Source organism: Allobosea sp. RIT-PG3_2 (assembly GCF_057321085.1).
In genome coordinates this window covers 177,772-202,109 of the sequence record NZ_JBXWCA010000004.1, presented here as the reverse complement: position 1 = coordinate 202,109, position 24,338 = coordinate 177,772, and the positions used below count along the sequence as shown (strand labels likewise).

The following is a 24,338-nucleotide window of genomic DNA, read 5'->3' as shown; positions in this document are numbered from 1 at the left end:
ATCCTTGCCGTCAGGCAACCAGGATGCCGGCCTTGGCCTCGCCCACGTCCTGCGTGGCATGCGCCCCCTGCACGCCGTAGTCGCGCTTGGCGGCTTCCGGCGAAACGAGACCGAGCGCGATGTCGCGGGCGATCGCCTCTCGTGAGCGCTCTGAAGCGGCCCCGTAACCGGCACCACCGGCGAGCACGAGCTCGACGATCTCATGCGGCTGCTTGACCTGGACCAGCTCGCCGGTGCCGACGTCCTTCAGCACATGGCCCTGCTCGTCGATGACCCGGCCCGAGGCGCTGCCTCCGGCCTTGCCGCCGAACAGGCCCGGGATCGGGTTGTTGACGCCTTCCGGATAGAGCGAGACCAGCGTCGGCAGGCCGTCATCGGAAAGCTTGCGCAAACGCACGCGCTGGCCGAGGCCGCCGCGATGCTGACCGGCGCCGCCTGAGTCGGTGAGATAGGTCTTCTCGACCACCAGCACCGGCACGCGTGATTCGAAGGTCTCGATCGAGGTGTTGGCCGCCGAGGTCGGGTAGAGCAGGCCCGACTTGCCGTCGCCATGGGCCGAGCCGCCCTGGCCGCCGCCGACGAAGAGCATGTCGGAATAGGTGTCGCCGGCCTGGTCGCGGCCATAGACGCTTGCTGCCACCGGCAGGCCGGTGAAGGCCTGCACCTGCTTCGGCGCCGCCTTCGACAAGGCGCGGAAGATGTTCGGCGCCAGATACCAGCCGGTCCGGGTGCGCAGGTTCACCGCCAATGGCTTGTCGCAATTCAGGATCGAGCCCTTCGGCGCATCGATCGAGAAGGCGCGATAGCAGCCGGCATTGCCGCGCACGCCCGGCGTCAGCATGCATTTCAACGGGTAGGTCGCATGCGCCATCGTATAGTTGAGCGTGCAGTTCAGCCCGCCCTGCGGCAGCTGGGGCGGCGCGCCCGCGAAGTCGAGATGGATGGTGTCGCCCTTCACCGTCAGCGCCAGCGGATAGGTCATCGGCGTGCCCAGCGGGTTGTTCGAGACCGTGCCGTGATAGGTGCCGTCAGGCAGCGCGCGAATGGCCTCGCGCATCGCCTTCTCGGAACGGCTCTGCACGACATGGGCGAGCGCCCGCAGATCCTGCATGCCGTAGTCGCCGAGGAAGGACTGCAGACGCTCGGCGCCGATGGCATTGGCCGCGACGAAGGAGTGGAGATCGCCGAGCACCTGCTCGGAATTGCGCACGTTCTCGGCCAGCAGGCGCACCAGCGTCTCGTTGATCTTCCCGGCTTCGTAGAGCTTCATCGGCGGGATCTGGAAGCCTTCCTCGTAGATCTCGCGGGCCCGCAGCGAATCCTTGGTGCCGCCAATGTCGGAGACATGGCCGACGGTGCCCATCAGCCCGACGACGCGGTCGCCGAGGAAGACCGGCGTCACCACCGCGATGTCGAAGAGATGGCCGGCGCAGAGCCAGGGATCGTTGGTGATCAGCACGTCGCCGGGCTTCAGCGTCTCGGCCGGATAGCGCTCCAGCAGCGCCTTCACCGCGCGGGGCAGGGTCAGGTTGAACACCGGCATGGCACGGGGCGAATGCGCCAGCGTCTCGCCCTCGGGATCGAGCAGTTCGCAGGCGAAATCCTGCGCTTCCGAGATCACCAGCGAGAAGGCGGTGCGGCAGACGGTCAGCCACATCTCCTCGACGACGTTGATCATCCGGCTCCACATGATCTCCAGCGAGATCGGATCGGCCTCGATCCGGCGCGCGGCTTCGGCCAGCGGCATGTCCGCGGTGATCGAGGTCTCGACCGCATTGGCCTGACCGACATGGACGATGAGGTTCAGCACATCGTCGATGGCGACGCTATCGCCCGGCGGCACGATCGTGGTCGCCTCGCGCTCCTCGATGATCGCCGGGCCCTTGACGGTGTCGCCAGAGCGGAGCGCATAGCGGTCATAGACGGTGGCCTCGCTCCAGCCGCCCTCGAACCAGGCCTTGCGGGTGCCCTTGACCTTGGCGGCCGCGTCGCCGCCGCCGGCAGCGCCGGAAAGCGACAGGGTCGGCACCGGGCCGGCACAGCGGACCCGGAAGTTGATCGCCTCCAGCCGCGCGCCCTCATAGACCGAGGTGTAGCGGGCCGAATAGGCCTTGCCGAAGGCGGCGCGGATGGCTTCGAGGCTCGACGCATCGATGGTGCCGGCCGGCAGCGGCACGGCGATGTCGTGCATCTGGCCGACGAGGCGCATATCGGCCGAGCGCTCGACCGTGACATCGGCGAGCTTCACCCCGGCCTCGATCAGGTGCTTGCGGCCTTCTTCCTCGAGCTGGCCGAGCATCGCATTGACAGCGGCGGCGTCGAAGCCTTCGGAGAATTCGACCGGCAGCGAGCGCACCATGTCGAAGGAGAGCGGCGCGGCGAGGAAGCCGAGCGCCGAAGCCGCGCCCGAGGCCGGCGGGATGATGACCTGCTTGACGCCGAGCACGCGTGCGACGTCGACGGCATGCGCAGGTCCGGCACCGCCGAAGCCGACCATGGCGTAATGGCGGGGGTCCTTGCCCTTCTCGACGAGATGGACGCGGGCGGCCGCGCCCATGCTCTCGACCACGACCTTGTGGATGCCCCAGGCGGCTTCCTCGACCGAAAGGCCGAGCGGCTCGGCGACCGTGGCGACGGCCTTGCGCGCCGCCTCCAGATCGAGCGCCATGCGCCCGCCGAGGAAGAAGCTCGGATCGTAATAACCGAGCACGAGATTGGCGTCGGTCACGGTCGGCTTGGTGCCGCCCATGCCGTAGCAGGCCGGGCCCGGATCGGAGCCGGCCGAGTGAGGGCCGACCTTGAGCAGGCCGACCTCGTCGATCGCGGCGATCGAGCCGCCGCCGGCGCCGATTTCGATCATGTCGATGACGGGCGCCTTGATCGGCAGGCCGGAGCCCTTGGCGAAGCGGTTGACGCGGCCGGCCTCCAGCATGGGCGCGATCTCGGCGCGGCCATCCTCGATCATGCAGGCCTTGGCGGTGGTGCCGCCCATGTCGAAGGAAATCACGTCCTTGTGGCCGGCGAGTTCGCCGAACAGGGCCGTGGCGAGGCCGCCACCGGCCGGGCCGCTTTCGAGCAGGCGGATCGGGAAGGTTCGCGCCGTCTCGGGCGAGACGAGGCCACCAGCCGAATGCATCAACCTGAGCGCGCCCGTGAAGGAGCGGGCCGCAAGCTCGCGCTCCAGCCGCTGGAGATAGCGGCGCATCAGCGGCTGGACATAGGCATTGGCCGCCGTGGTGACGAAGCGCTGGTATTCCCAGATCTCGGCGACGACCTCGCTCGACAGCGAGACGGTGAGCTCGGGGCAGGTCTCGCGGACGATGCGGCCGGCTTCCTGCTCATGCGCCGGATTGCGGTAGCTGTTGAGGAAACAGACCGCGATCGCCTCGCAACCGGCGGCGGCGAGTTCGCGGGCTGCTTTGCGGACGGCCTCCGCATCGAGTGCGGTCACGACCTTGCCGTCGCGGTCGATACGCTCGGCTACTTCGAGGCGCAGTTCGCGCGAGACCAGCGGGTCGGGGAAGGTCAGGAACAGGTCGTAGATGTCGTAGCGCTGCTCGGTCCCCATTTCGAGGATGTCGCGGAAGCCCTTGGTGGTGATCAGCCCGAGCTTCGAGCCCTTGCGCTCGATCACGGCATTGGTGACCAGCGTCGTGCCGTGGACGATGTCGCCGACATCGGCGAGCGTGATGCCGGCCATCTCGACGAGTTCGCCGAGGCCGATCAGCGCGGCCTCCGAGGGATCGTGCGGCGTGGTCAGGCGCTTATGGAGCCGAACCGAGCGCTCCTGCCCGTCATAGAGGATGAAATCGGTGAAGGTGCCGCCGATGTCGAAGCCGATGCGCCAGCGATTGCTCATGGAGCGGTCTCCGCGGTTGAGAGATTCAAGGGTGTGAAGCGCTTGTCCTGGGTCAGGGCCGCGATCTCGGCGGCGCCTTCCCCCAGCGAACGGATGATGGCGAGGCGCTCGGCCGGCTCGACGGTCGCGGCCGGGAAGGAAATGCAGATCGCCACCTCGTCGCCGGTGGCGGGATCACCGACCGCGACCGAGATCGCGCGCACCCCGCGCACGGCCTCGTCATGGGATTCGGCGAAGCCGGCACTCCGAACAATCGCGAGGCGGGCCAGCAGTTCGTCGATGTCCTGCGGCGCGGTCTCGGACGGCGCGGTGAGGCCGTCTGGATAAAGCGCGCGGACCTCGCCATCCGTGAGCCGCGCGAGGAGGGCACGACCGGTACTGGAGGCGAAGGCGGGGAGACGATCGCCGATCGCGGTGACGACCCTGAGCGCGTGGCGCCCCGGATGGGCGGTGACGCCGACGATCTCGTTGCCGCGCCGGACGCTGATATAGCCGGTATGGCCGATCTGGTCTGAGATCCGCCCGACGACGGTGTCCGCCCGGTCGATCAGCGATGCGGCGAAGCGGTAGAGATGGCCGACCTGGTTGAGCAGCAGCGACGGCCGGTAGCGCTTGCTGTCGCCGACTGTCTCCAGAAGCCCCTCGTCGCGCATCGCCCGCAGCAGGCGGGACGCGTTGCTCTTCGGCATGCCCAGAAGCGAAACGAGATCGGTCACGGTCACGTCGTGACGCATGCTGGAGAAGCAACGGAGAACATCCACGGCCGACGACAGGATGGACATCGCGGCTACCGGTAAAGTTCCATTCAATGGAACTTGAGTTGCAATAAAAGGAACAATACGCAGGTTAATGAAGATGTCAATCCTGTGACCGGCTCGGCTGCGTGCCTGCCTGCGGAGTGTCAGCATGCCTCGACGCCAGCCGGGCTTGGCTGTATCCCGGCCTCCTCGCCAGTCCCGGGCGCACACGCCTGCCTTGCCGCCACGGAGTTCACCGGATGAGCGATACGCTGTTCTACCTCTCGCGCGGCGACATCCGGGCGCTGGCCATTTCGCCCGGCGAGGCGCGCGAGGCCGTGCTGCAGGGCTTTCGCGACCATGCCGCCGGGCTGAACCGCAGCCTGCCGAAGAACACGCTCTCGCTCGGGCCGGGCCATGGCTTCCAGGCGATGACGGCGGCGTCCTCCGCTCAGGGGATCGCCGCGATGAAATGGGTGGCGATGGCGCCGGTGGCCGCCGGCTCGCCGCTTCCGGCCGTCAGCGCGCTGATCTGCGTCAGCGACTATGCGACGGGCCTGCCGATGGCCGTGATGGACGGCGACGAGATCACCCTGATCCGCACGGCGGCGATCAGCGCCGCTGCCGCCTCGCGCCTGGCGCCTGCCGCGCCGCAGACCATCGGCTTCGTCGGTTGCGGCTTGCAGGCCCACGCCCATCTCGCCGCCTTCCGCGATCTCTATCCCGGCCTGACGACCGCCCTGATGCTCAGCCGCAGCCGCGCCTCGGCAGAGCGACTCGCCGAAGCCGCACAGGCCGCCGGACTCTCGGCGCAGGTCCTGGATGATGCCGAGGCGCTGCTGTCGCGCAGCGACATCGTAATCTCGATGGTGCCGGGTATGGCGGGCATGGCGCCCTTCCTCGATGCAAACAGCATGAAGCCTGTGGCCTTCGCGGCGGCTGTCGACACCGGCCGGAGCTGGAAGCCCGAGGCGCTGCCGGCCTTCGACGTGCTCGCCACCGACAGCCTCGAACAGTCTCATGCGCCCTATGGCGCCGACGGCAACCCGGTCACGACGGTCGCCTTCCAGTACGATCTGATCGAGCTGGCCGCAGGCCCGCATCCGACGGCCTCGGGCGGCCGCTCCTTCTTCGCCTTCCGCGGCGTCGCTCTCGCCGATCTCGCCCTTGCCCATCTCGTCGTCACGAAGGCCCGTGCTCAGGGTTTCGGGACGAAGCTGCCGCGCTGAGGGGCTAGTCTTTCCCGATCAGCTCCAGCGTGCGTGGATCGGGCACACCGTCGAAGAAACCCCGCAGCACCGCGCGATACAGGTTGTCGCCTTCTGCGCTCGCGGCATCAAAGAGCGTCATCGAGGAGCGCAGCTTCATATCATCGGGCGAACCGAAGATGGCATGGGCGCCTCGCCCTTCATGGGCCAGCACCGCCTCGGTGCAGCGCGCCAGCCTCGCGCCGAGAACCGGATGCGCCAGATAGGCCCGCGCCTCGTCGAGCGAAACCACGCCATAAAACTCCGAGGTCGGTGACAGGCCCAGCCCGCGCATCTGCGGGAAGACGAACCAGATCCAATGCGTGCGCTTGAGACCGTCCTTCAGCTCCGCCAGCGCGGTCTGCCAGACATCCTCCTGCGCATCGAGGAAGCGCTGCAACGGGAACGGATCGGGCATGGCGCACTCCCTGGTCGGGTGTCGGCTACGAGCTGGCGCTCATCACTCTCCAAACGCGCATGGAGCTTCGGCGTTCGATGAGCTCTGCGCCCCGCGCTTGTGCCGGCAGGCGTGCATGCTATTCCCGCCGCACGCTCATCGAGACCCCGCACCATGACTCAGCGCCTGCGCGACTTCGGCATCACCTGCGGCATCATGCAGCCCGGCCCGCTCAACGCGATCACCGATGTGCCCGACGTGAAGATCGGCCACCGCACCTTGCATGAGGGCGATATCCTCACCGGCTTCACCGCCCTGCTGCCGCATGACGGCAACCTCTTCCGCCGCAAGGTCCGCGCTGCGGTCGATGTCATCAACGGCTTCGGCAAGAGCGCCGGGCTGATGCAGCTCGCCGAGCTCGGCCAGATCGAAACGCCGCTCCTGCTCTGCAACACGCTGGCGGTCGGCACGGGCTTCGACGCGCTGGTGACACGCGCACTCGCCGCCAATCCCGACATCGGTCGCGAGACCGGCACGGTCAATCCGCTCGTGCTCGAATGCAATGACGGCTATCTCTCCGATATCCGCGCCCGCGCGCTGACCGAGGCCCACGCCTTCGCCGCGCTCGATGCCGCCACATCAGGCTCCGTCGCGGAGGGCGCCGTCGGCGCCGGCACCGGCATGAGCGCCTTCGGCTTCAAAGGCGGCATCGGCACGGCCTCGCGCCGCTTTACTCTGGACAGCACCGATCACACGCTCGGCGTGCTGGCGCTGGCGAATTTCGGCAATGCCGGCGACCTCGTCCTGCCCGATGGCCGCCGCCCAGTTCCGCCGGAGGTGAAACTGCAAGCCGAGCGTGGCTCGGTGATCCTGGTCATCGCGACCGACGTGCCGTTGGAATCACGACAGCTTCAACGAATTGCAAGGCGCGGTAGCGCCGGCCTCGCCCGGCTCGGCGCCTTCTGGGGCAATGGCAGCGGCGACATCGCCGTCGCCTTCACCACCGCCGATCCGATCGACCACGACCAGCCGGGCGATCTCGTATCGCTCCGCGCCCTCAACGAGAACCGCATCGACACTCTCTTCCGCGCCGCGACCGAGGCGACGCAGGAAGCCGTGCTCAACGCGATGGCGGCCGCACCCGCCACCACCGGGCGGGCCGGGCATTATCGTCCGTCGCTGGGCGACTGGTTGCACGCCAATCCGGCCTGAGCCGAAAACCTTCGACGTCATTCTCGGGCGAGGCGAAGCGCAGAACTGAGAATCTCATGCCGGAAAAGGCGCCTTCTGGTCCTGAGATGCCCGGGTCAAGCCCGGGCATGACGGCTCGGGCGGCTCAGGCCCATTCACCCTTGCGGAACACCGGCACGCGGCGCCCGTCGGCATGGACGCCATCGATATCGACCTCGCCCGAGCCAATCATCCAGTCGATATGGATCAGGCTCTTGTTGCCGCCCTGCGCCGCGATCTGCTCCGGCGTCAGGTTGGCGCCGTCGACGAAGCATTTCGAATAGCACTGGCCGAGCGCGATGTGGCAGGAGGCGTTCTCGTCGAAGAGCGTGTTGTAGAACAGGATGCCGCTCTTCGAGATCGGCGAGGAATGCGGCACCAGCGCGACTTCGCCGAGCCGGCGCGAGCCCTCGTCGGTGTCGAGCACCTTGTTCAGCACGGCTTCGCCGCGCGAGGCCTTGGCCTCGACGATCCGTCCGCCCTCGAAGCGCACCTGAATCTGGTCGATCAGCGAGCCCTGATAGGAAAGCGGCTTGGTGCTTGAGACGTGGCCGTCGACCCGGCGCGCATGCGGCGTGGTGAAGACCTCTTCGGTCGGGATATTGGGATTGCAGACGACGCCGTTCTTGGCCGGCGAGGCGCCGCCCTGCCAGTCATGCCCATCTGCCAACCCGACCGTGAGATCGGTGCCCGGCCCGGTGAAGTGCAGCGAGGCGAAGCGCTGGCCGTTCAGCCAGTCGCGGCGTGTGCGCAACGCCGCATTATGCGCCGCCCAGGCCGCGACCGGGTCGGCCTCGTTGATGCGCGACGCCGCAAAGATCGCCTCGGCCAGCTTGCCGACAGCGACCTCCTCGGCATCATCCGGGAACACCTGCTTCGCCCAGGCCGCGCTGGGATAGGCGAGGATGTTCCAGTTGATGTCGAAGCCCGCGATCTTCTCCAGCGCCGGCTGGTAGGCCACCGAATTGGCCTTGCTGGCGCGCCCGACCTTGGCCGGGTCCTCGTTCGCCAGCAGCATCGGATTGTCGCCGACCACGGCGAGACGGGCGGTATTGGCGGAGAAGGCCTTGGCGACGCCCTCATAGAGCCAGCCCGGCGCCTTGTCGAAGCTCGCATCGGGGGCATAGCGATAGCGGGCGAGCGTGATCTCCTCGTCGGCGAGCATCGGCGTCACGATGCCGGCGCCGGCCTTGTAGGCGTGCTCGGCGATGCGCCGGACCAACGGCAGCGCCGCGACCGGCGCCGTCAGGAACAGGTCCTGCCCCGGCTGGAGGTTCAAGCCCACGCGGATGGCGACCTCGGCCAGCTTGTCGAGCTTAGCGGGATCAATGGCTTGCGGGCGCTGATGAGCAGTCATGGCATTCGACCTGTCGGATTCGGGATATCAGCCATTGCTCGCCCAAATCGCCGCCGGGTCAACCGTCGCGGTGGCAGGGCAGCCATCCGGTGATCGGGCGACGCGCTTTCACGCGGTCGGTTCAGCCGGCTTAGTGCCGAGCCTGAGCTTGCTTGCCCGCAGCAGATGGCTGCGCATCAGAGCCGAGGCGACCTCGTTCTCGCCGGCTTCCAAATGGTCGAGCATTCCCAAATGCTCCGTGCAATTGACCTGCACGCGCTCGAAGCCGAGGCCCCAGTCGTAGTTCGAGAGGCGCCTGAGCTGGTTCTGGCGCCTCACGGCCGAATGGAAATAGCGGTTGCCCGTAGCGGCGGCCAAGCCCTCGTGAAAATCGGCGTTCATTTCGTAGAAAGCGATGCTGGAGGATTCGCGCCAGGGCCGTTGCAGCGCTTCGGCGTGCCGCGCCCTCATCTCGGCGATCCAGCCGGGATCGAGGTGGAATCCTGGTTCGAGCATCGCCATCGGCTCGACGATCATGCGGAAGCGATAGCTCTCGTCGCGCAGGCGCTTGTCGCGCGGCTCGTGCAGGAAGCGCCAGCCATAGCCCGCCTTGCGCTCGACCATGTCGAGATCGGCGAGCCGGGCGAGCAGCTTCTGCGCCTCCGGCCGGCCGAGCTCGTAGCGCCGCATCACTTCCAGTTCGGAAACCTCGTCCGGCAGGAGCCCGTTCTCCCGCTCATGCGCCAGCCGCACCATCGCCAGCTCGATCGCCTCCGGCGGCAGCGCGCTGTCGGCGGCGACGGGCAGCTTCAGGATCTCGATGCCCTTGTTGAGTTGGCGGCGCACGATGCCCTGCTCGGCGAGATGGTCGAGCGCGGCGCGCACCGGCGTGCGCGAAACGCCGAGGCGCCGCGCCGTCGCGTTCTCGTTCAGCCAGGCGCCGGCACTGAGCGCATCGTCGCGCACCAGTTGCAGGATGCGCTCGGCGATCTCCTGCTGAAGCCGAGTCGGCATCGCCATCGGGAGAGCCCTTGATTGTTTTAGTTAGCAATGAAATACATTAGAGAACAGTCTCACGCCAGCATATCGGAAAGTTGTGCGCCATGGTCCAGCCCTGCCCCTTCGTCGACGTTTCGGGCTCGCCCTATGAGCGCGGCCGCCAGCATGGCGCGGCCGTGCCGCAGCGCGTGAAACGCTCGATCGAGCTCTATGGCGGCCAACTCGGCGATCTCGGCTACGACGCCAAGGCGAAATCCGCCCTGATCGGCGAGTTCGCCCGCGAGATCGAGGCCTTCGGTGCCCATTACGTCGAGGAGATGCGCGGCATTGCCGACGGCGCCGGCGTCGCGCTCGAAGACGTCATCATGATCAATGCCCGCACCGAGGTCATCGCCAAGGCGCGGATGGTCAAGAACAAGCCGGTCGAGGCGACCGAAGAACTCGACGACGGCTGCACCGGCGCGATCATCCTGCCGGAGCGCAGCGCCACCGGCGAGCTCATCCATGGCCAGAACTGGGATTGGCGCGCCGAATGCGCGGAGACGGCGATCGTGCTGCGCGTGCGCCGTGACGACGGCCCGGATTTCCTGACCTTCGTCGAGGCCGGCGGCCTCGCCCGCTGCGGCATGAACGCGGCCGGCGTCTCGATCACCGCCAACTATCTGGAATGCGAGCGCGACTTCACCCAGACCGGCGTGCCGCTCGCGCTGATCCGCCGCAAGGTGCTGGAGCAGGAGCATCTAGCCTTCGCAATCAAGGCGGTGGCGGCCACGCCGAAGGCCTGCTCCAACAACATGATGCTCTCGACCGTGAAGGGCTTCGGCATCGATTTCGAATGCGCGCCGGACGAGGCCTTCCCGATCTATCCCGAAGACGGCCTGATCGTGCATGCCAATCACTGGGTGGGCCAGATCGCGCTGACCAAGGTGAAGAACACCAGCATCCCCCGCGTGCCCGAAAGCTTCTACCGCGACTGGCGGGTGAAGAAGCTGCTCGACGAGGCCGGCCGCAAGCTCACTGTCGACGACCTCAAGCAGGCCTTCTTCGACGATTTCCTCTCGCCCTACTCGGTCTGCCGCCCCGCCCGCCCCAACGAGGCCGGCAATCTCTCGGCGACGGTCGCGATGGTGATCATGCAGCCGGTGAAGGGGATCATGGAGGTGGCGCCGCTGCCGGCCGAGAACCGCGTCTTCACCCGCTACAGCCTGACAGAGGATCCGATCCTGCTCGCCGAAGCGGCCGAATAACCCGCCCCGGCCCCGCGTCACAACCGAAAAAACAACAGGGGAACATGATGCGCCGACCGATCCTGAACGCCACCGCCCTCGCCGCCGCACTGCTGTGCGGCGGTCTGGTCCAGTTGGCCGAGGCAAGCACGCTGCGTATCCAGCTGCGCGCCGACATCCGTTCGATCAATCCGGGCGTCAATCGCGACGCCAATACCGATGGCGTCGTCCTGCAGATGGTCGAAGGCCTCGTCGCTTATGGCGAGGACGCGCTGCCCAAGCCGCTGCTGGCCGAGAAGATCGACATCTCCCAGGACGGCAAGAGCTACAGCTTCACGCTGCGCCCGGGCGTGAAGTTCCACAACGGTGCGCCCCTGACCGCGGCCGACGTGCTGTGGAGCTGGAACCGCTACATGGATCCGAAGACCGACTGGCGCTGCCTCTCGGAATTCGACGGCCGCGGCCAGGTCAAGGTTGAGAAGGTCTCCGCGCCGGACGAGAAGACGGTCGTGTTCGAGCTGGAGAAGCCGAGCGCGCTCTTCCTCTCCTCGCTCGCCCGCACCGACTGCGCCATGACCGGCATCCTCCATAAGGATTCGCTCAAGGCCGATGGCAGCTTCGACAAGCCGATCGGCACCGGCCCCTTCAAGCTCGGCGAATGGAAGCGCGGCGAATACATCAAGCTGGAGCGCTTCGCGGGCTACGCCTCGCTGCCCGGCAAGATCGACGGGCTGACCGGGGCCAAGCGACCGCTGGTCGACGAAGTCCGCTTCCTCGTCATTCCCGACAACGCGACCGCCAAGGCGGCCCTGCTGCGTGGCGACATCGACATCGTCCCCGACATCGCCAACACCGACATCGCGGAGCTCAAGAAGAACGACAGGGTCAAGACCTCCGTCGTCACCAGCATGGGCCTCGTCGGCCTGATCATCCAGACCCGGGATCCGCTGCTGCAGAACGTCAAGCTGCGCCAGGCGATCGCCGCCGCGATCGACTCCAAGGAGCTGGTCGCCGCCGTCAGCGACGGCATCGGCACGGCCAACAATTCGATCGTCCCGGCGCTCTCCGCCTATTACGGCACGGTGCAGAAGGAAGGCTGGAAATACGATCCCGCAGCCGCCAAGAAGCTCGTCGCCGAGGCCGGCTACAAGGGCGAGAAGCTCGTGATGCTCGCCAACAAGCGCTATCCCGAGAGCTTCGACGCCGCGGTCGTCGCGCAGCAGATGCTGCAGGCGGTCGGCCTCAATGTCGAGATCGAGGTTCTGGAATGGGCGACGCAGCTCGACCGCTACTCCAAGGGCAACTACCAGATCCAGGCTTTCCCCTATTCGGGCCGCATGGATCCGGCGCTGAGCTTCGAGTCGATGACCGGGCCGAAGGACAAGCAGCCGCGCAAGCTCTGGGACGATCCGCAGGTCCAGGCCCAGCTCGACAAGTCGATGGTGGTGACCGACCGGGCCGAGCGCCAGAAGATCTTCGACGATCTGCACAAGCGCTTCCTCGCCGATGTGCCGATGGTGATGCTCTATAACGGCATCGTCGGCGGCGCGATGGGCGCCAAGACCAAGGGCTACGTCTCGACCGTCAGCTCGCTGCCGCGCTCCTGGGAAGTCACGGTCGGCGAATAGCGGCCCTTCCCTCGCCTTCGGGCTTTCGCGCAACGGCATGCCCTTTCCGGGCATGCCGGACGACAGAACAACAAGGGGAACGGGAATGATCCGCATTTCGGCTTCTGCCCTGGCGCTCGCGCTGATCGGCAGCGCGGCGCAGGCGCAGACGATCAATGTCGCGCTCAACGCCGACATCCGCTCGACCAATCCGGGCGTCAACCGCGACGACAACACCGACGCCGTCGTGCTGCACATGGTCGAGGGTCTCGTCGGCTATCGCGAGAACGGCGCGGTCGCGCCGCTGCTCGCCGAGACGATCGACATCGCGCCGGACGGCCTCACCTACACCTTCCATCTCCGCAAGGGCGTGAAGTTCCACAACGGCGCCGAGATGACCTCGGCCGACGTGCTGTGGAGCTGGAACCGCTACATGGATGCGAAGACCGACTGGCGCTGCAAGGCGGAGTTCGACGGCGCCATCGGGCTCAAGGTCACGGAGGCGACCGCCCCGGACGCCTCGACCTTCGTGATGAAGCTCGCGAAGCCGAGCGCGCTGTTCCTCGACACGATGGCGCGCACCGACTGCGCGATGGTCGCGATCCTGCACAAGGATTCGGTCAAGGCCGATGGCAGCTGGGACAAGCCGATCGGCACCGGCCCGTTCCAGCTCGCCGACTGGCGTCGTGGCGAATATGTCCTGCTGAAGCGCTTCGATGCCTACGCGTCGCCGCCCGGCGACAAGCGCGACGGCTATGTCGGCTCCAAGCGCCCGCTGGTGCCGGAGGTCAAGTTCCTGTCGATCGCCGATGGCGCGACCGTCAAGGCCGGCATGATGTCGGGCGCGCTCGATGTCGCCGACGTGCCGGATCAGGACGTGCCGGAGATGAAGAAGACCGGCCTTCAGGTGCTGACCGCGCCGAGCGCGACCAAGCACACGATCTTGCTCCAGACCCGCGACCCGCTGCTGAGCGATGTGCGCATGCGGCAGGCGATCGCTTCCGCGCTCGACCTCGACGAGATCGTCGGCGCCGTCTCGAACGATCTCGGCAAGACCAACAACTCCGCGGTCTACATCACCTCGCCCTTCTATGACGAGGTCCAGAAGAAGCGCTATGCGCACGATCCCGCCCGGACGAAGAAGCTGCTGGCCGAGGCCGGCTACAAGGGCGAGACGATCAAGCTGATCGCCAACAAGCGCTCGACCGTGCCGAGCTACCCCGTCGCGATCATGGCGCAGGCGATGCTGCAGGCCGCCGGCATCAAGGCCGATATCGAGATCCTGGAATGGGCGACGCAGCTCGACCGGTTCTCGAAGGGCAACTACCAGATGATGTCCTTCAGCTATTCAGCCCGGATCGACCCCGCCCAGAGCTACAACCAGTTCTCCGGCCCCAAGGACAAGCTGCCCTCCAAGGTCTGGGACAACCGCGAGGCCGATGCCCTCATCGAGAAGGCGACCCTGATCAACGACGAGGCCGAGCGGAAGAAGATCTTCGACCAGCTCCACGTCATGATGCTGGCCGATGCGCCGCTGATCTTCCTCTACAATCAGGTCGATACGGCCGTCGTTTCCAAGCGCCTGCAGGGCTTCGCCCCCTGGGTGGCCTCGAAGCCGCGCCTCTGGGAGGTCAGCGTCGCCAAGTGACCTTCGCGGCTATGTGCCGGTCAGGCGACCCCGGTCGCCGCCGGCGCGCGCGTACCGCCCGTCACGATATGCTCCGCGATCACCTTGGCGAGACGCGGAGCATCCCCGGCCTGCAGGGCCTCGATCATCGCATAGTGCTCGCGATCGCTGCGCAGCAGCGATTCATGCGAGCTCCAGACCGTCATCTGCGTACCGCGCTCCCTGTCGCGCAGTCCCCAGATCATCTCCACCAGCACGGCATTGCCGCAGAAGGAATAAAGCAGCTGATGAAAGACGCGGTTGATCTCGCTTTGCTCGGTACGGCTGCCGGTCAGCACCACGGCCGAGAACTGCTCCGCGACCGCCGTCAGCCGAGCGACCGCCGCCGCGTCGATATGCGCGACGATGCCGTGCGCCGCCGCCGTCTCGAGGATGACCCGCGTCGCCTGGATCTCCTTGTAGGTCTTCATGTCGATCTCGGCGACGCGATAGCCCCGGTTCGGAACATGCTCGATCGTCTTGCGCACGGCGAGTTCGTCGAGGGCGCTGCGCACATCGAAACGCGTCGCCTGGAAACGCTCCTCGAGGTCGATCTGGCGCAGCCATTCGCCGGGCCTGAACATGCGCAGCCGGATCGCCTGCGCGATCTCGTTGGCGAGGATGGCCCGCCGCGGGCTGGTGTTTTTGCGTTTCCGCTCGGACGTCATGGAAGGCTCTCTAGCAGGATTCGGACGGCGCGACAGAAGTTGGTTGCGGATCGAACCATAACATGCGACATAATTGGCGCCAATAAATTCGCCAGAGGAGAGAGACCGTGAGCGCCGTGGCAGAACAGACCGGCAAGCCCGAGATCGAGGCGGCAGCGCGTGCCAAGGCGCTCTACGAATACGGCCCGACCTCGATTTATGCGTCAAAACACGATCCCCGCTTCGCTTACTGCCTGTATGTGCCCCCTGGCCTCGGCAAGACCGGCGAGGCGCCCGAGCTGGTCGTGGCGATGCACGGCACCGGCCGCGGCTTCACCGGCTATCGCGACGCCTTCTCGTCCTTCGCCCGTTGGAACAACTGCATCATCCTGGCGCCGCTCTTCCCGATCGGCGTGATGGGCGACGGCTATCGCGACGGCTTCAAATACATGCGCGAGGGCAATCTCCGTTACGACCATGTGCTGCTCGCCATCGTCGAGGAGATCTCCGAACGCTACGGCATCGCCTTCGACCGCTTCGGCCTCTTCGGCTATTCCGGCGGCGGCCATTTCGCCCATCGCTTCCTGATGCTGCAGCCGCATAAGCTCTGGGGCGTCTCGATCGGCGCGCCGGGCTCGGTGACCCTGCTCGATCCGACTCGCGACTGGTGGGTCGGTACGCGCAATTTCGCCGAGCTCTTCGGCCAGCAGCTCGACATCCCCGCCATGAAGAAGGTGCCGGTGCAGATGGTCGTCGGCGCCGCCGATCTCGAGACCTGGGAGATCACCCACAAGCCGGGCGGCCGCAACTGGATGCCGGACGCCAACCATGCCGGCGCCACGCGGCCCGAGCGGCTGGCGAGCTTGCGCGATTCCTTCAAGGAGAACGGCATTGCCGCGCGGTTCGACCTGGTGCCGAACACGCCGCATGACGGGGTGAAGGTCGTGCCGGTCGTCGAGGACTTCTTCGCCGCCGAGCTCATCCGCCTCCGCGCCGCCCGCAAGGCGGCCTGACGATCGGCGCCGGCACGAACGCCTAACGAGAATGTCGCCCACGACAACAGGGGAATGACCATGAACCGCCTGCTCGCTTCCGCCCTCGCGCTCGCCTTCTCGGCGGGCGCGGTGCACGCGCAAACGCTGACAGCCGTGCTCAATGCCGATATCCGCTCGACCAATCCCGGCGTGAACCGGGACGGCAACACCGACGCGGTCGTGCTGCACTTCGTCGAGGGGCTCGTCGGCTATGCCGAAGACGGTTCGGTCGGCCCGCTGCTCGCCGAGAAGGTCGACATCTCCGCGGACGGCAAGACCTATACCTTCCGCCTGCGCAAGGGCGTGAAGTTCCACAACGGCGCCACGATGACCTCGGCGGACGCGCTGTGGAGCTGGACCCGCTACATGGACCCGAAGACCGATTGGCGCTGTCTCTCCGATTTCGACGGTCGCAACGGCCTCAAGGTCGTCTCGGCCACCGCTCCGGATGCCGACACGTTCGTTATGGAGATCAACGAGCCGAACGGTCTTTTCCTCGACTCGCTCGCCCGCGCCGACTGCGGTGGCACGGCCGTCATCCACAAGGACTCTGTGAAGGCCGACGGCAGCTGGGACAAGCCCATCGGCACCGGTCCCTTCATGCTCGGCGAATGGAAGCGCGCCCAGTCGGTCCAGCTCCTCGCCTTCGACCAGTACACATCGCCCAAGGGCGACAAGCGCGACGGCTATATCGGCTCCAAGCGCCCGCTGGTGAAGGAAGCCCGCTTCATGGTCATCCCCGACGCCGCGACGGTGAAGGCAGGCCTGCTCGCAGGCTCGCTCGACATGGCGCTGATGCCGGAATCGGACGTGCCCGACCTCAAGGGCGCGCCCAACGTCGCGCTCGCGATCGCCCCTAATCCGGTCCGGCACAGCCTCATCATCCAGACCCGCGATCCGCTCCTGAAGAACCAGGCCCTGCGTCAGGCGATCGCCGCGTCGATCGATTTCCCCGAGCTCGTCGCCAATGTCAGCAACGGCCTCGGCAAGCCCAACAACTCGCCGGTCTACACGACCTCGAAATATTACGGCGAGGCAGAGAAGCAGGGCTTCAAATACGACCCCGCCGCGGCCAAGGCCCTGCTGCAGAAGGCCGGCTACAAGGGCGAGAAGATCGTGATCCTCGCCAACAAGCGCTCGAGCGTGCCGAGCTTCAACACCGCCGTCATCGCGCAGGCGATGATGCAGGCGGCCGGCATCAACGCCGAGATCGAGGTGCTGGAATGGGCGACGCAGCTCGACCGCTACAACAAGGGCAACTACCAGATCCAGGCATTCTCCTATTCGAGCCGCTTCGACCCTGCGCTGGGCTTCGAGCAGATCGCCGGCCCGAAGGACAAGCAGCCGCGCAAGGTCTGGGAGGATCCCGAAGCGCTCGACCTGATCCAGAAGTCGATGGTGGTGACCGACACGGCCGAGCGCCAGAAGATCTTCGACGAGCTGCACAAGCGCTTCATCGATCAGGTGCCGACCATCTTCACCCATAACGACCTCGACATCATCGCCCATTCGAAGCGCGTGACCGGCGTGACGCCGTGGGCGTCGCAGCTGCGGCTCTGGGAAGTCGGCGTCGCGAAGTAAGGCGGCGCAGCCGGCCGCGGCATCGGACGGGGCCGGCAACAAGGCTTGGGAGGGTCTTCGATGTTTCGATTTGCGTTGACGCGGATCGCGATGGCGTTGCCGACACTGCTGATCGTGTCGGTCTCGGTTTTCGTCCTGATCCGGCTGATTCCCGGCGATCCCGCCCAGCTGATGCTGGGCGACCTGGCGACGCCCGCGAGCCTGGCCGACCTGCGCGCCCGGCTCGGCCTCGACCAGAGCCTGCCGGCGCAGTTCGGCATCTGGTTCGGCAAGGTATTGACCGGTGATTTCGGCCAGTCGATCTCGTCGCAGCAGGCCGTGCTGCCGCTCATCCTGCAGCGCTTCTGGATATCAGCGCAGATCGTGCTCGTCGCCGTGCTGCTGGCAAGCTTCGTCGCCGTGCCGGCCGGCGTGATCGCCGCCTGGAAGCAGGACACGCCGATCGATCTCGGCCTCGTCGCCACGGCGACGCTGCTGCTTTCGATCCCGACCTTCTGGCTCGGCCTGCTGCTCCTGCTCTTCTTCGGCCTCAAGCTCGAATGGCTGCCCGTCGTCGGCTATGTCTCGATCGCCGAGAACCCCTGGGCCGGCATTCTCTACCTCGTCATGCCGATCATGACGCTGTTCCTGCACGAGATCGGCGTGATCCTGCGCATGGCGCGCGCCTCGACGCTGGAAGTGCTCAGGCTCGACTACATCACCCATGCCCGCGCCAAGGGCCTCTCCGAGAGCGCGGTGCTGTGGCGCCATGCCTTCAAGAACGCCTTCGGCCCGACCTGGACGCTGATCGGCCTCGTGCTCGGCAACCTGCTCGGCGGCATCGCGGTGGTCGAGACGGTCTTCACCATCCCCGGCCTCGGACGCCTCCTGGTCGATGCGATTTTCGCGCGCGACTACCCCGTGATCCAGGGCTGCATGCTCTTCGTCGCCTTCACCTATGTGCTGGTGAACCTCGTCATCGACCTCTGCTATCCGGTCTTCGATCCAAGGGTGGCTGCGCAATGAGCAGCGACAGCACAACGAGCGGTGGCGGCACCATGAAGAAGCCCGGCCGAATGAAACTCCCCGCCCCCAATGCGATCGTCGGCGGCACGCTGATCGGCATCCTTCTCGCCGCCGCCGGCACCGGCGCGCTCTGGACGCCCTACGATCCGCTCAAGCTCTCCTTCCGCGAGAAGCTCGTGGCGCCCGGCGCCGCCCATTGGCTCGGCACCGACGAATTCGGCCGCGACGTGCTCTCGCGCCTGATGGCGGGCGCCGCGACCTCGGTCTGGATCAGCCTGCTCACCGTCTCGCTCGCCGTCGTCTTCGGCACGCTGATCGGCCTGTTCTCCGGCTATATGCGCGGCTGGATCGACCGGGTGATCATGGCCTTCAACGATGCGCTGCTCGCCTTCCCCGGCATCCTGCTGGCGCTCGGCCTGCTCGCGGTCGTCGGGGCCAACAAATACGGCATCATCGTCGCGCTCGGCATCGCCTACACGCCCTCGGTCGCCCGCGTCGTGCGCGGCACGGTGCTCTCGCTGCGCGAGCGCGAGTTCATCGCCGCCTCCCGCGTCATGGGCAACTCCGAGGCCTTCACCATGGCCCGCCATATCCTGCCGAACTGCATCGCGCCGCTGACCGTGCTGGCGACCTCGATGTTCGGCTATGTGCTGCTGGCCGAGAGCGCGCTCTCCTTCCTCGGCCTCGGCGTGCCGCCGCCGGCCCCGACCTGGGGCAACATGCTCGCCGGCTCCAGGCCCTATATCGGCCAGGCCGTCTGGCTCGGCATCTTCCCGGGCCTGTGCATCTCGCTGACCCTGCTCGGCATCAACCTGCTCGGCGACGCCGTGCGCGACAGGCTCGACCCGCGGATGAGGGGCTCGCGATGACACAAGCGTTTTCAAGCGAAGTGGGCATCGGTTCGCGTCAAGACAACGCGGTGAACAAGAGCGCCGCTCCCCTCCTCGACGTCTCCGGGCTGACGCTCAAGATCGGCGCCTCCGGCCGCAGCGTCGTCAACGACGTCTCCTTCCAGGTCTTCCCCGGCGAGATCGTCGGCATCGTCGGCGAATCCGGCTCGGGCAAGACGCTCGCCGCCCGCGCCGTGATGGGCTTCATCCCGCCGGCAGTCGCGCTCACCTCCGGCACCATCCGCTTCGACGGGCAGGATGTCATGGCGATGAGCGGCAAGGACCTGCGCGCCATGCGCGGCTCCCGCGTCGGCATGGTCTTCCAGGAGCCGATGACCTCGCTCAACCCGTCGATGCTGATCGGCCGCCAGCTCGACGAGGGCCTGGCGCTGCACCGCAAGCTCGACGCGGCCCAGCGCCGCGCGCTGATCCTCGACATGCTCCGCCGCGTCGGCCTGCGCGATCCGGAAGGAGCGCTCACCGCCTATCCGCACCAGTTCTCCGGCGGCATGCGCCAGCGCATCATGCTGGCCTCGGTGATGCTGCTGAAGCCGGCGCTGCTGCTTGCCGACGAGCCGACCACGGCCCTCGACGCCGTCGTCCAGCGCGACGTGATGGAGCTGATGGTCGACCTGACCAAGGCCAACGACACCGCCGTGCTGCTGATCTCGCATGATCTCGGCATGGTCGCGCGCTATTGCAGCCGCATCGTCGTGATGTGCCAGGGCGACGTGGTCGAGCAGGGCAAGGCCGAGGACCTGCTCGCCCGGCCGCAGCACCCCTATACGCGCAAGCTGCTCTCGGCGATGCCGCATCGGCTGCCGGCGCGACTCCTGCCGCAGGCAAAGACGCCGATCGTCTCGGTGCGCGACCTCGTCGTCGAATATCCCGGCCGGCAGGGCTTCTTCCGCAAGGAGGCAGCCAAGCGCGCGCTTCACGGCATCAGCCTCGACGTCCAGCCGGGCGAGGTCGTCGCCGTGGTCGGCGGCTCGGGCTCGGGCAAGACCACGCTCGGCCAGTCGATCGCCGGGCTGGTGAAGCCGGCCGGCGGCGAGATCCGCTTCAATGGCAAACCGATCACCCGGAGCGAGACGGCCTATTGGGACTATCGGCTGAACTGCCAGATGGTCTTCCAGGACCCCTATTCCTCGCTCGACCCGCGCATGACCATCGGCCAGCTCGTCGCCGAGCCGCTGCGCCTCGTACCGGACATGACTCCGGCCGACAGGAAGGCGCGCGTCGCCGAGGTTCTCACCGAGGTCGGTCTGAAGGACGGCTTCGCTGACCGCTATCCGCACGAGCTCTCCGGCGGCCAGCGCCAGCGCATCGCGATCGCGCGTGCCATCGTGCGCCGGCCGGGCTTCGTGATCGCCGACGAGCCGGTCTCGGCGCTCGACGTCACCGTCCGCGCGCAGGTGCTCGAGCTCTTCGACGAATTGCAGAAGAAGCACGGCTTCTCCTGCCTGTTCATCAGCCATGATCTCGGCGTGGTCGAGCAGGTCGCCGACCGCGTCATCGTCATGCAGGACGGCCGCATCGTCGAGGAAGGTCCCCGCGACGACATCTTCGACAATCCGCAGCACGCCTATACGCGCAAGCTGCTTGCCGCCGTTCCCGGCCTCGAAAGCACCGAAGACGGCGGCGTCAGGCTGTTCTGGCGGCTGGGCGAGGCCGAGGCGCCGGCCTCAGCCTGAATTGCGCGATGCTCGGGCCAGACCTGAGCATCTCATGCCGGAGGAGGCTCCAGCCTTCTCGCCCGAAAATTCCCGGGTCGCCGCTGATGCGACGCCCGGGAACGACGGCGTAGAATAACTCAGCGCTTGCGCTTGGCGCCGACCAGCTCGTCCCATTTGCGGAACGCGACGACCATCTTGTCGGGCTTCAGCGGCAGCTCGATCGGGTTCTTGGCGATCAGATCGGCATATTCGGGCCGGCCGAACTCCGCGATCACGTCCTGGCTGCGCTTCGGCGCCAGTGAGAGCGGCACGTCCTTCACCGCCGGGCCCGGATAGAGATAGCCCTCGTCATAGGAATAGGCCTGCATCTTCGGCGTCAGCACATGCGCCATGATGTCGAGCACGACGGCGAGGCGATCGTTCGGAATGCCCTTCGGTACGCACATGAAGAATGCGTCCGAGACCCAGTGGAAGCCCTTCAGCGTCTGGATCTTCGCTTCCTTCGGCACGATGCCGAGCGCGCGCGGGTTGATGTCCCAGCCCGTCGTCGAGATGATGATGTCGCGCGAGCCGTCGCCGAACTCCTTCATCGTCGCGCCGGTGCCGGCCGGATAATACTCGATGTGCTCGCCGAGTTCCTGCAGATAAGCCCAGGTCTTGTCCCAGCCATTGACCGGATCCTGCGGGTCCTTGTCGCCAAGCAGATAGGGCAGGCCCATCATGAAGGTGCGGCCCGGGCCGGAATTGGTCGGGCGCGCATACATGAACTTGTTGGGGTTGGCCTTGGCCCAGGCCAGCAGCTCTTCCGCCGTGGTCGGCACCTGCTTGACGCGGTCCGGCATGTATTCGAGCAGCGGGCCGGAGGGGTAGTAGTTCACCACCGTGCCGAAGCCCGCGCCCTGCGCCTTGTGCAGATTGAGCGCCGCCGGCTCGTAATTCTCCTCGATCTTCGGGAATTTGTCGGCGAAATCCGGGAAGATCTTGAGCCAGAGATTCTGCTCCAGCCCGGCAGCGAGACCGTCGGAGCCGGTCAGGATGAGGTCGAGATCGGCGCGGCCCGCATCCTGTTGCGCCTTGATCTTGCTCGCCAGCTCGGGCGCCGGCGCCTTCACATAGGTGATGCGCGAGACCAGCTTGGGATTGGCGCTGCGATAATCGTCGAAGGCCTGCTGCATCAGCGCCAGCGCGCCGCCGACATCGATGATGTTGATGCCGACCGGTGCCGAAGGCAGCGGCGGCGAGGCGGCGAAGGCGCCGCTGCCGCCGACGGTCAACGCGCCGAGCCCGCCCAGAACGGTGCGGCGATCCACGCCCTTGGAAAATTCAGTCATTGTTCTCCCCTTCTTGCTTTGGATGGTGACGTCTTCAGGCTGCCGCATGGGCGGCGAAGTCGCGGGTGAGGTCGCCGATCCGCGCGCTGCGGACGTGCAGCTCCGGCGACCATTCGATCTCGCTCTTCGGCAGGGCGACGCCCGCCGCTTGGAGCGCTGCGGCGATGCAGGCCAGCGCATGGGTCGAGGCCATGGCGACCGCCTCCTCCGGCGTCGCGAGGCCCCAGGACACGACGTTGCGCACGGCATCGTCGAGCTTCAGCGCCGAGCCCGCCAGCGAAGCGCCGCCCGGCTGGCGCACCGAGCCATCGGCAGCGAGGTCGACCGGCATGCCGGCGAAGCTGTAGCGCCCCGGCACGGCGCCCGCTGCGACCACCGCATCGGTGACGAGGATCGAGCGTTCGAACCCCTTGGCCCGGATCAGGCTCTTGAGGGCTTTCGGGTGGATATGGATGCCATCCGCGATGAAGCCCGCCATGAGCCGATCTTCCGCGAGCTGCGCGAAAAGCGGATTGACGAGCTTGTGCAATTGCTGCGGCAGGCCGTTGCCGAGATGGGTCGAGAGCGTCGCGCCTGCATCGGCAGCGGCCGCGACGGTCTCGAAATCCGCGGCGGAATGCCCGATGGCGACAACCTTGCCCATTCCCGCCAGCTTGCCGGCAAGCGCGACGCCGCCCTCGACCTCCGGCGCCAGCGTCACCATCAGGATCGGCCGCGACAGCAAGGTTTCGAGATGCGCGACCAGTTTGGCGGTTGCGGCCGTCATCGCCTCCGGCGGATGGCAGCCCGCATAGCCGGCGGACGGGTTCAGGAACGGCCCTTCGAGGTGATAGCCCGGGCACATCAGCCGCCCGAGCCGGCTCTCGCTGACCGCCCTGTCGAGCGCTCGGAAGCGCTCTTCCAGCTCCTGCGGATGCGCGGTGATGATCGTCGGCAGGCAGATGGTGACGCCCGTCGCCAGCATCGCCTCCAGCGCCCGGTCCAGTTCGGCGGCCGTGATCGTGCCGGAGTTGAAGTCCACTCCGGCAAAGCCGTTGACCTGCAGATCGACGAGACCGGGCGTGCGCATCGTCAGCCCTTCCGGCTCAGCAGAGACGCGGCGGCCGGATCGATGAACAGCACGGTACGCTTATGCGTCTGCAGGATCGAGGCGGGCGCCAGATTGCTCACCGGCCCTTCCAGCGCGGCCTTGGCGGCCTCGGCCTTGCGCGTGTCGGACACCGCCAGGATGATCAATTCGCTCTTCAGGATCTGGCGGATGCTCATCGAGATCGCCTGTTGCGGCACGGCCTCGAAGCTCGGGAACCAGCCCTCGCCGAATTGCTGTTGCCGGCAGGCCTCGTCCAGCGTCACCACCAGATAGGGTTGCTCGGTCTCGAAATCGGCCGGCGGGTCGTTGAAGGCAAGGTGGCAGTTCTCGCCGATCCCGGCGAAGCAGACGGCGATGCGCCGGCCAGCGATCAGCGTATTGAGCTGCTCCACCGCCGCCTGCGGGTCGCCCTCGCCGTCGACGGGGATGAAGCGCGGCGCGTCGTTGAGCGGCGCCATGAAACGCTCGCGCAGATAGCGGCGGAAGCTTGCCGGATGGCTCTCGCTCAGGCCGACATATTCGTCGAGATGGAACGCCGTGACTTTGGACCAGTCGATGCCCTCGGCCGCCACGAGGTGCTGCAGCATCTCGAACTGGCTCGCGCCGGTCGCCACGATGATCGTCGCCTCGCCGTGGCGGGCAAGCTCATCCCGGATCGCCTGCGCTCCGAGCGCCGCTGCCTGCCGGCCGAGCGTCTCCTTGTCGGAGGCGAGATGCATCTCGATCATCGATTTTTGAACCTTTTACGTCAGGAAATTTTCGATATTCTAGCAACGAGCT

At 66.8% G+C, this 24,338-nt stretch carries 19 protein-coding genes; 10 read left to right on the top strand and 9 right to left on the bottom strand.

The annotated features are described in order from the left end of the window. Nucleotides 1–10: 10 nt before the first annotated feature. Both AC2FAN_RS14270 and AC2FAN_RS14265 read right to left on the bottom strand, forming a co-directional pair. The gene (locus AC2FAN_RS14270) at nucleotides 11–3,859 is read right to left on the bottom strand and encodes a hydantoinase B/oxoprolinase family protein (protein ID WP_485174884.1); all 3,849 of its coding nucleotides are present in this window, start codon (nucleotides 3,857–3,859) and stop codon (nucleotides 11–13) included. Continuing rightward, complete coding sequence (locus tag AC2FAN_RS14265; protein ID WP_485174882.1) at nucleotides 3,856–4,767, bottom strand: IclR family transcriptional regulator; 912 nt, start codon at nucleotides 4,765–4,767, stop codon at nucleotides 3,856–3,858. Before AC2FAN_RS14265 ends, AC2FAN_RS14270 begins: the two co-directional genes overlap by 4 nt. A gap of 89 nt (nucleotides 4,768–4,856) precedes the next feature. Between AC2FAN_RS14265 and AC2FAN_RS14260 the strand changes: the two genes are divergently transcribed. Beyond that, the gene (locus tag AC2FAN_RS14260; RefSeq protein WP_485174880.1) at nucleotides 4,857–5,825 is read left to right on the top strand and encodes an ornithine cyclodeaminase family protein; all 969 of its coding nucleotides are present in this window, start codon (nucleotides 4,857–4,859) and stop codon (nucleotides 5,823–5,825) included. A 4-nt stretch (nucleotides 5,826–5,829) separates the two neighbouring features. Here the strand turns inward: AC2FAN_RS14260 and AC2FAN_RS14255 are convergent, their stop codons facing one another. Next, nucleotides 5,830–6,261, bottom strand: coding sequence for a DUF1810 domain-containing protein (locus tag AC2FAN_RS14255; protein ID WP_485174878.1), 432 nt, complete (start codon nucleotides 6,259–6,261; stop codon nucleotides 5,830–5,832). A 153-nt stretch (nucleotides 6,262–6,414) separates the two neighbouring features. On the opposite strand from AC2FAN_RS14255, the gene AC2FAN_RS14250 reads away from it, so the two are divergent. Continuing rightward, nucleotides 6,415–7,452 carry a DmpA family aminopeptidase gene (locus AC2FAN_RS14250; RefSeq protein ID WP_485174876.1) on the top strand — a complete coding sequence of 346 codons (1,038 nt, stop codon included), beginning with the start codon at nucleotides 6,415–6,417 and terminating at the stop codon, nucleotides 7,450–7,452. 124 nt (nucleotides 7,453–7,576) lie between these two features. On the opposite strand, the gene AC2FAN_RS14245 is transcribed toward AC2FAN_RS14250, so the two are convergent. Both AC2FAN_RS14245 and AC2FAN_RS14240 read right to left on the bottom strand, forming a co-directional pair. Then, nucleotides 7,577–8,827 (bottom strand): aminopeptidase, encoded by a 1,251-nt coding sequence (locus AC2FAN_RS14245; protein WP_485174874.1) that lies wholly within the window; start codon nucleotides 8,825–8,827, stop codon nucleotides 7,577–7,579. A 108-nt stretch (nucleotides 8,828–8,935) separates the two neighbouring features. Continuing rightward, a complete protein-coding gene (locus tag AC2FAN_RS14240) occupies nucleotides 8,936–9,826 on the bottom strand; it encodes a GntR family transcriptional regulator (protein ID WP_485174872.1) in 891 nt (296 codons plus the stop codon). A gap of 83 nt (nucleotides 9,827–9,909) precedes the next feature. On the opposite strand from AC2FAN_RS14240, the gene AC2FAN_RS14235 reads away from it, so the two are divergent. The 3 genes from AC2FAN_RS14235 (at nucleotide 9,910) to AC2FAN_RS14225 (ending at nucleotide 14,286) form a co-directional block, all read left to right on the top strand. Then, a complete protein-coding gene (locus AC2FAN_RS14235; RefSeq protein ID WP_485174870.1) occupies nucleotides 9,910–11,052 on the top strand; it encodes a C45 family autoproteolytic acyltransferase/hydrolase in 1,143 nt (380 codons plus the stop codon). Nucleotides 11,053–11,099: 47 nt separating this feature from the next. Beyond that, nucleotides 11,100–12,659: an ABC transporter substrate-binding protein gene (locus AC2FAN_RS14230; RefSeq protein WP_485174868.1), complete on the top strand. Its 1,560-nt coding sequence runs from the start codon at nucleotides 11,100–11,102 to the stop codon at nucleotides 12,657–12,659. Nucleotides 12,660–12,744: 85 nt separating this feature from the next. Beyond that, nucleotides 12,745–14,286 carry an ABC transporter substrate-binding protein gene (locus AC2FAN_RS14225; RefSeq protein WP_485174866.1) on the top strand — a complete coding sequence of 514 codons (1,542 nt, stop codon included), beginning with the start codon at nucleotides 12,745–12,747 and terminating at the stop codon, nucleotides 14,284–14,286. 20 nt (nucleotides 14,287–14,306) lie between these two features. Here AC2FAN_RS14225 and AC2FAN_RS14220 read toward each other — a convergent pair whose 3' ends face one another. After that, on the bottom strand, nucleotides 14,307–14,972 hold the full coding sequence (locus AC2FAN_RS14220) for a GntR family transcriptional regulator (protein ID WP_485174864.1): 666 nt from the start codon (nucleotides 14,970–14,972) through the stop codon (nucleotides 14,307–14,309). Between the two features lie 107 nt (nucleotides 14,973–15,079). Between AC2FAN_RS14220 and AC2FAN_RS14215 the strand changes: the two genes are divergently transcribed. From AC2FAN_RS14215 to AC2FAN_RS14195, 5 genes are read left to right on the top strand one after another with little or no spacing between them, the layout of a single operon-like run. After that, the gene (locus AC2FAN_RS14215) at nucleotides 15,080–15,964 is read left to right on the top strand and encodes an alpha/beta hydrolase family protein (RefSeq protein WP_485174862.1); all 885 of its coding nucleotides are present in this window, start codon (nucleotides 15,080–15,082) and stop codon (nucleotides 15,962–15,964) included. A 60-nt stretch (nucleotides 15,965–16,024) separates the two neighbouring features. Beyond that, nucleotides 16,025–17,566, top strand: coding sequence for an ABC transporter substrate-binding protein (locus tag AC2FAN_RS14210; RefSeq protein WP_265050697.1), 1,542 nt, complete (start codon nucleotides 16,025–16,027; stop codon nucleotides 17,564–17,566). A 60-nt stretch (nucleotides 17,567–17,626) separates the two neighbouring features. Then, nucleotides 17,627–18,571, top strand: coding sequence for an ABC transporter permease (locus AC2FAN_RS14205; protein ID WP_265050698.1), 945 nt, complete (start codon nucleotides 17,627–17,629; stop codon nucleotides 18,569–18,571). A 50-nt stretch (nucleotides 18,572–18,621) separates the two neighbouring features. After that, nucleotides 18,622–19,440 (top strand): ABC transporter permease, encoded by an 819-nt coding sequence (locus tag AC2FAN_RS14200; RefSeq protein WP_265050699.1) that lies wholly within the window; start codon nucleotides 18,622–18,624, stop codon nucleotides 19,438–19,440. Between the two features lie 50 nt (nucleotides 19,441–19,490). After that, nucleotides 19,491–21,155 (top strand): ABC transporter ATP-binding protein, encoded by a 1,665-nt coding sequence (locus AC2FAN_RS14195; protein WP_485174859.1) that lies wholly within the window; start codon nucleotides 19,491–19,493, stop codon nucleotides 21,153–21,155. Between the two features lie 119 nt (nucleotides 21,156–21,274). Here AC2FAN_RS14195 and AC2FAN_RS14190 read toward each other — a convergent pair whose 3' ends face one another. Genes AC2FAN_RS14190 through AC2FAN_RS14180 form a run of 3 tightly spaced genes read right to left on the bottom strand, consistent with a single transcriptional unit; the run spans nucleotide 21,275 to nucleotide 24,286 of the window. Continuing rightward, entirely contained in the window at nucleotides 21,275–22,468 is a 1,194-nt protein-coding gene (locus tag AC2FAN_RS14190; protein ID WP_485174857.1) for an extracellular solute-binding protein, read from the bottom strand. A 34-nt stretch (nucleotides 22,469–22,502) separates the two neighbouring features. Beyond that, nucleotides 22,503–23,537 (bottom strand): N-acetylglucosamine-6-phosphate deacetylase, encoded by a 1,035-nt coding sequence (locus AC2FAN_RS14185; protein ID WP_485174855.1) that lies wholly within the window; start codon nucleotides 23,535–23,537, stop codon nucleotides 22,503–22,505. 2 nt (nucleotides 23,538–23,539) lie between these two features. Further along, complete coding sequence (locus tag AC2FAN_RS14180) at nucleotides 23,540–24,286, bottom strand: glucosamine-6-phosphate deaminase (protein WP_485174853.1); 747 nt, start codon at nucleotides 24,284–24,286, stop codon at nucleotides 23,540–23,542. Nucleotides 24,287–24,338: the final 52 nt, after the last annotated feature.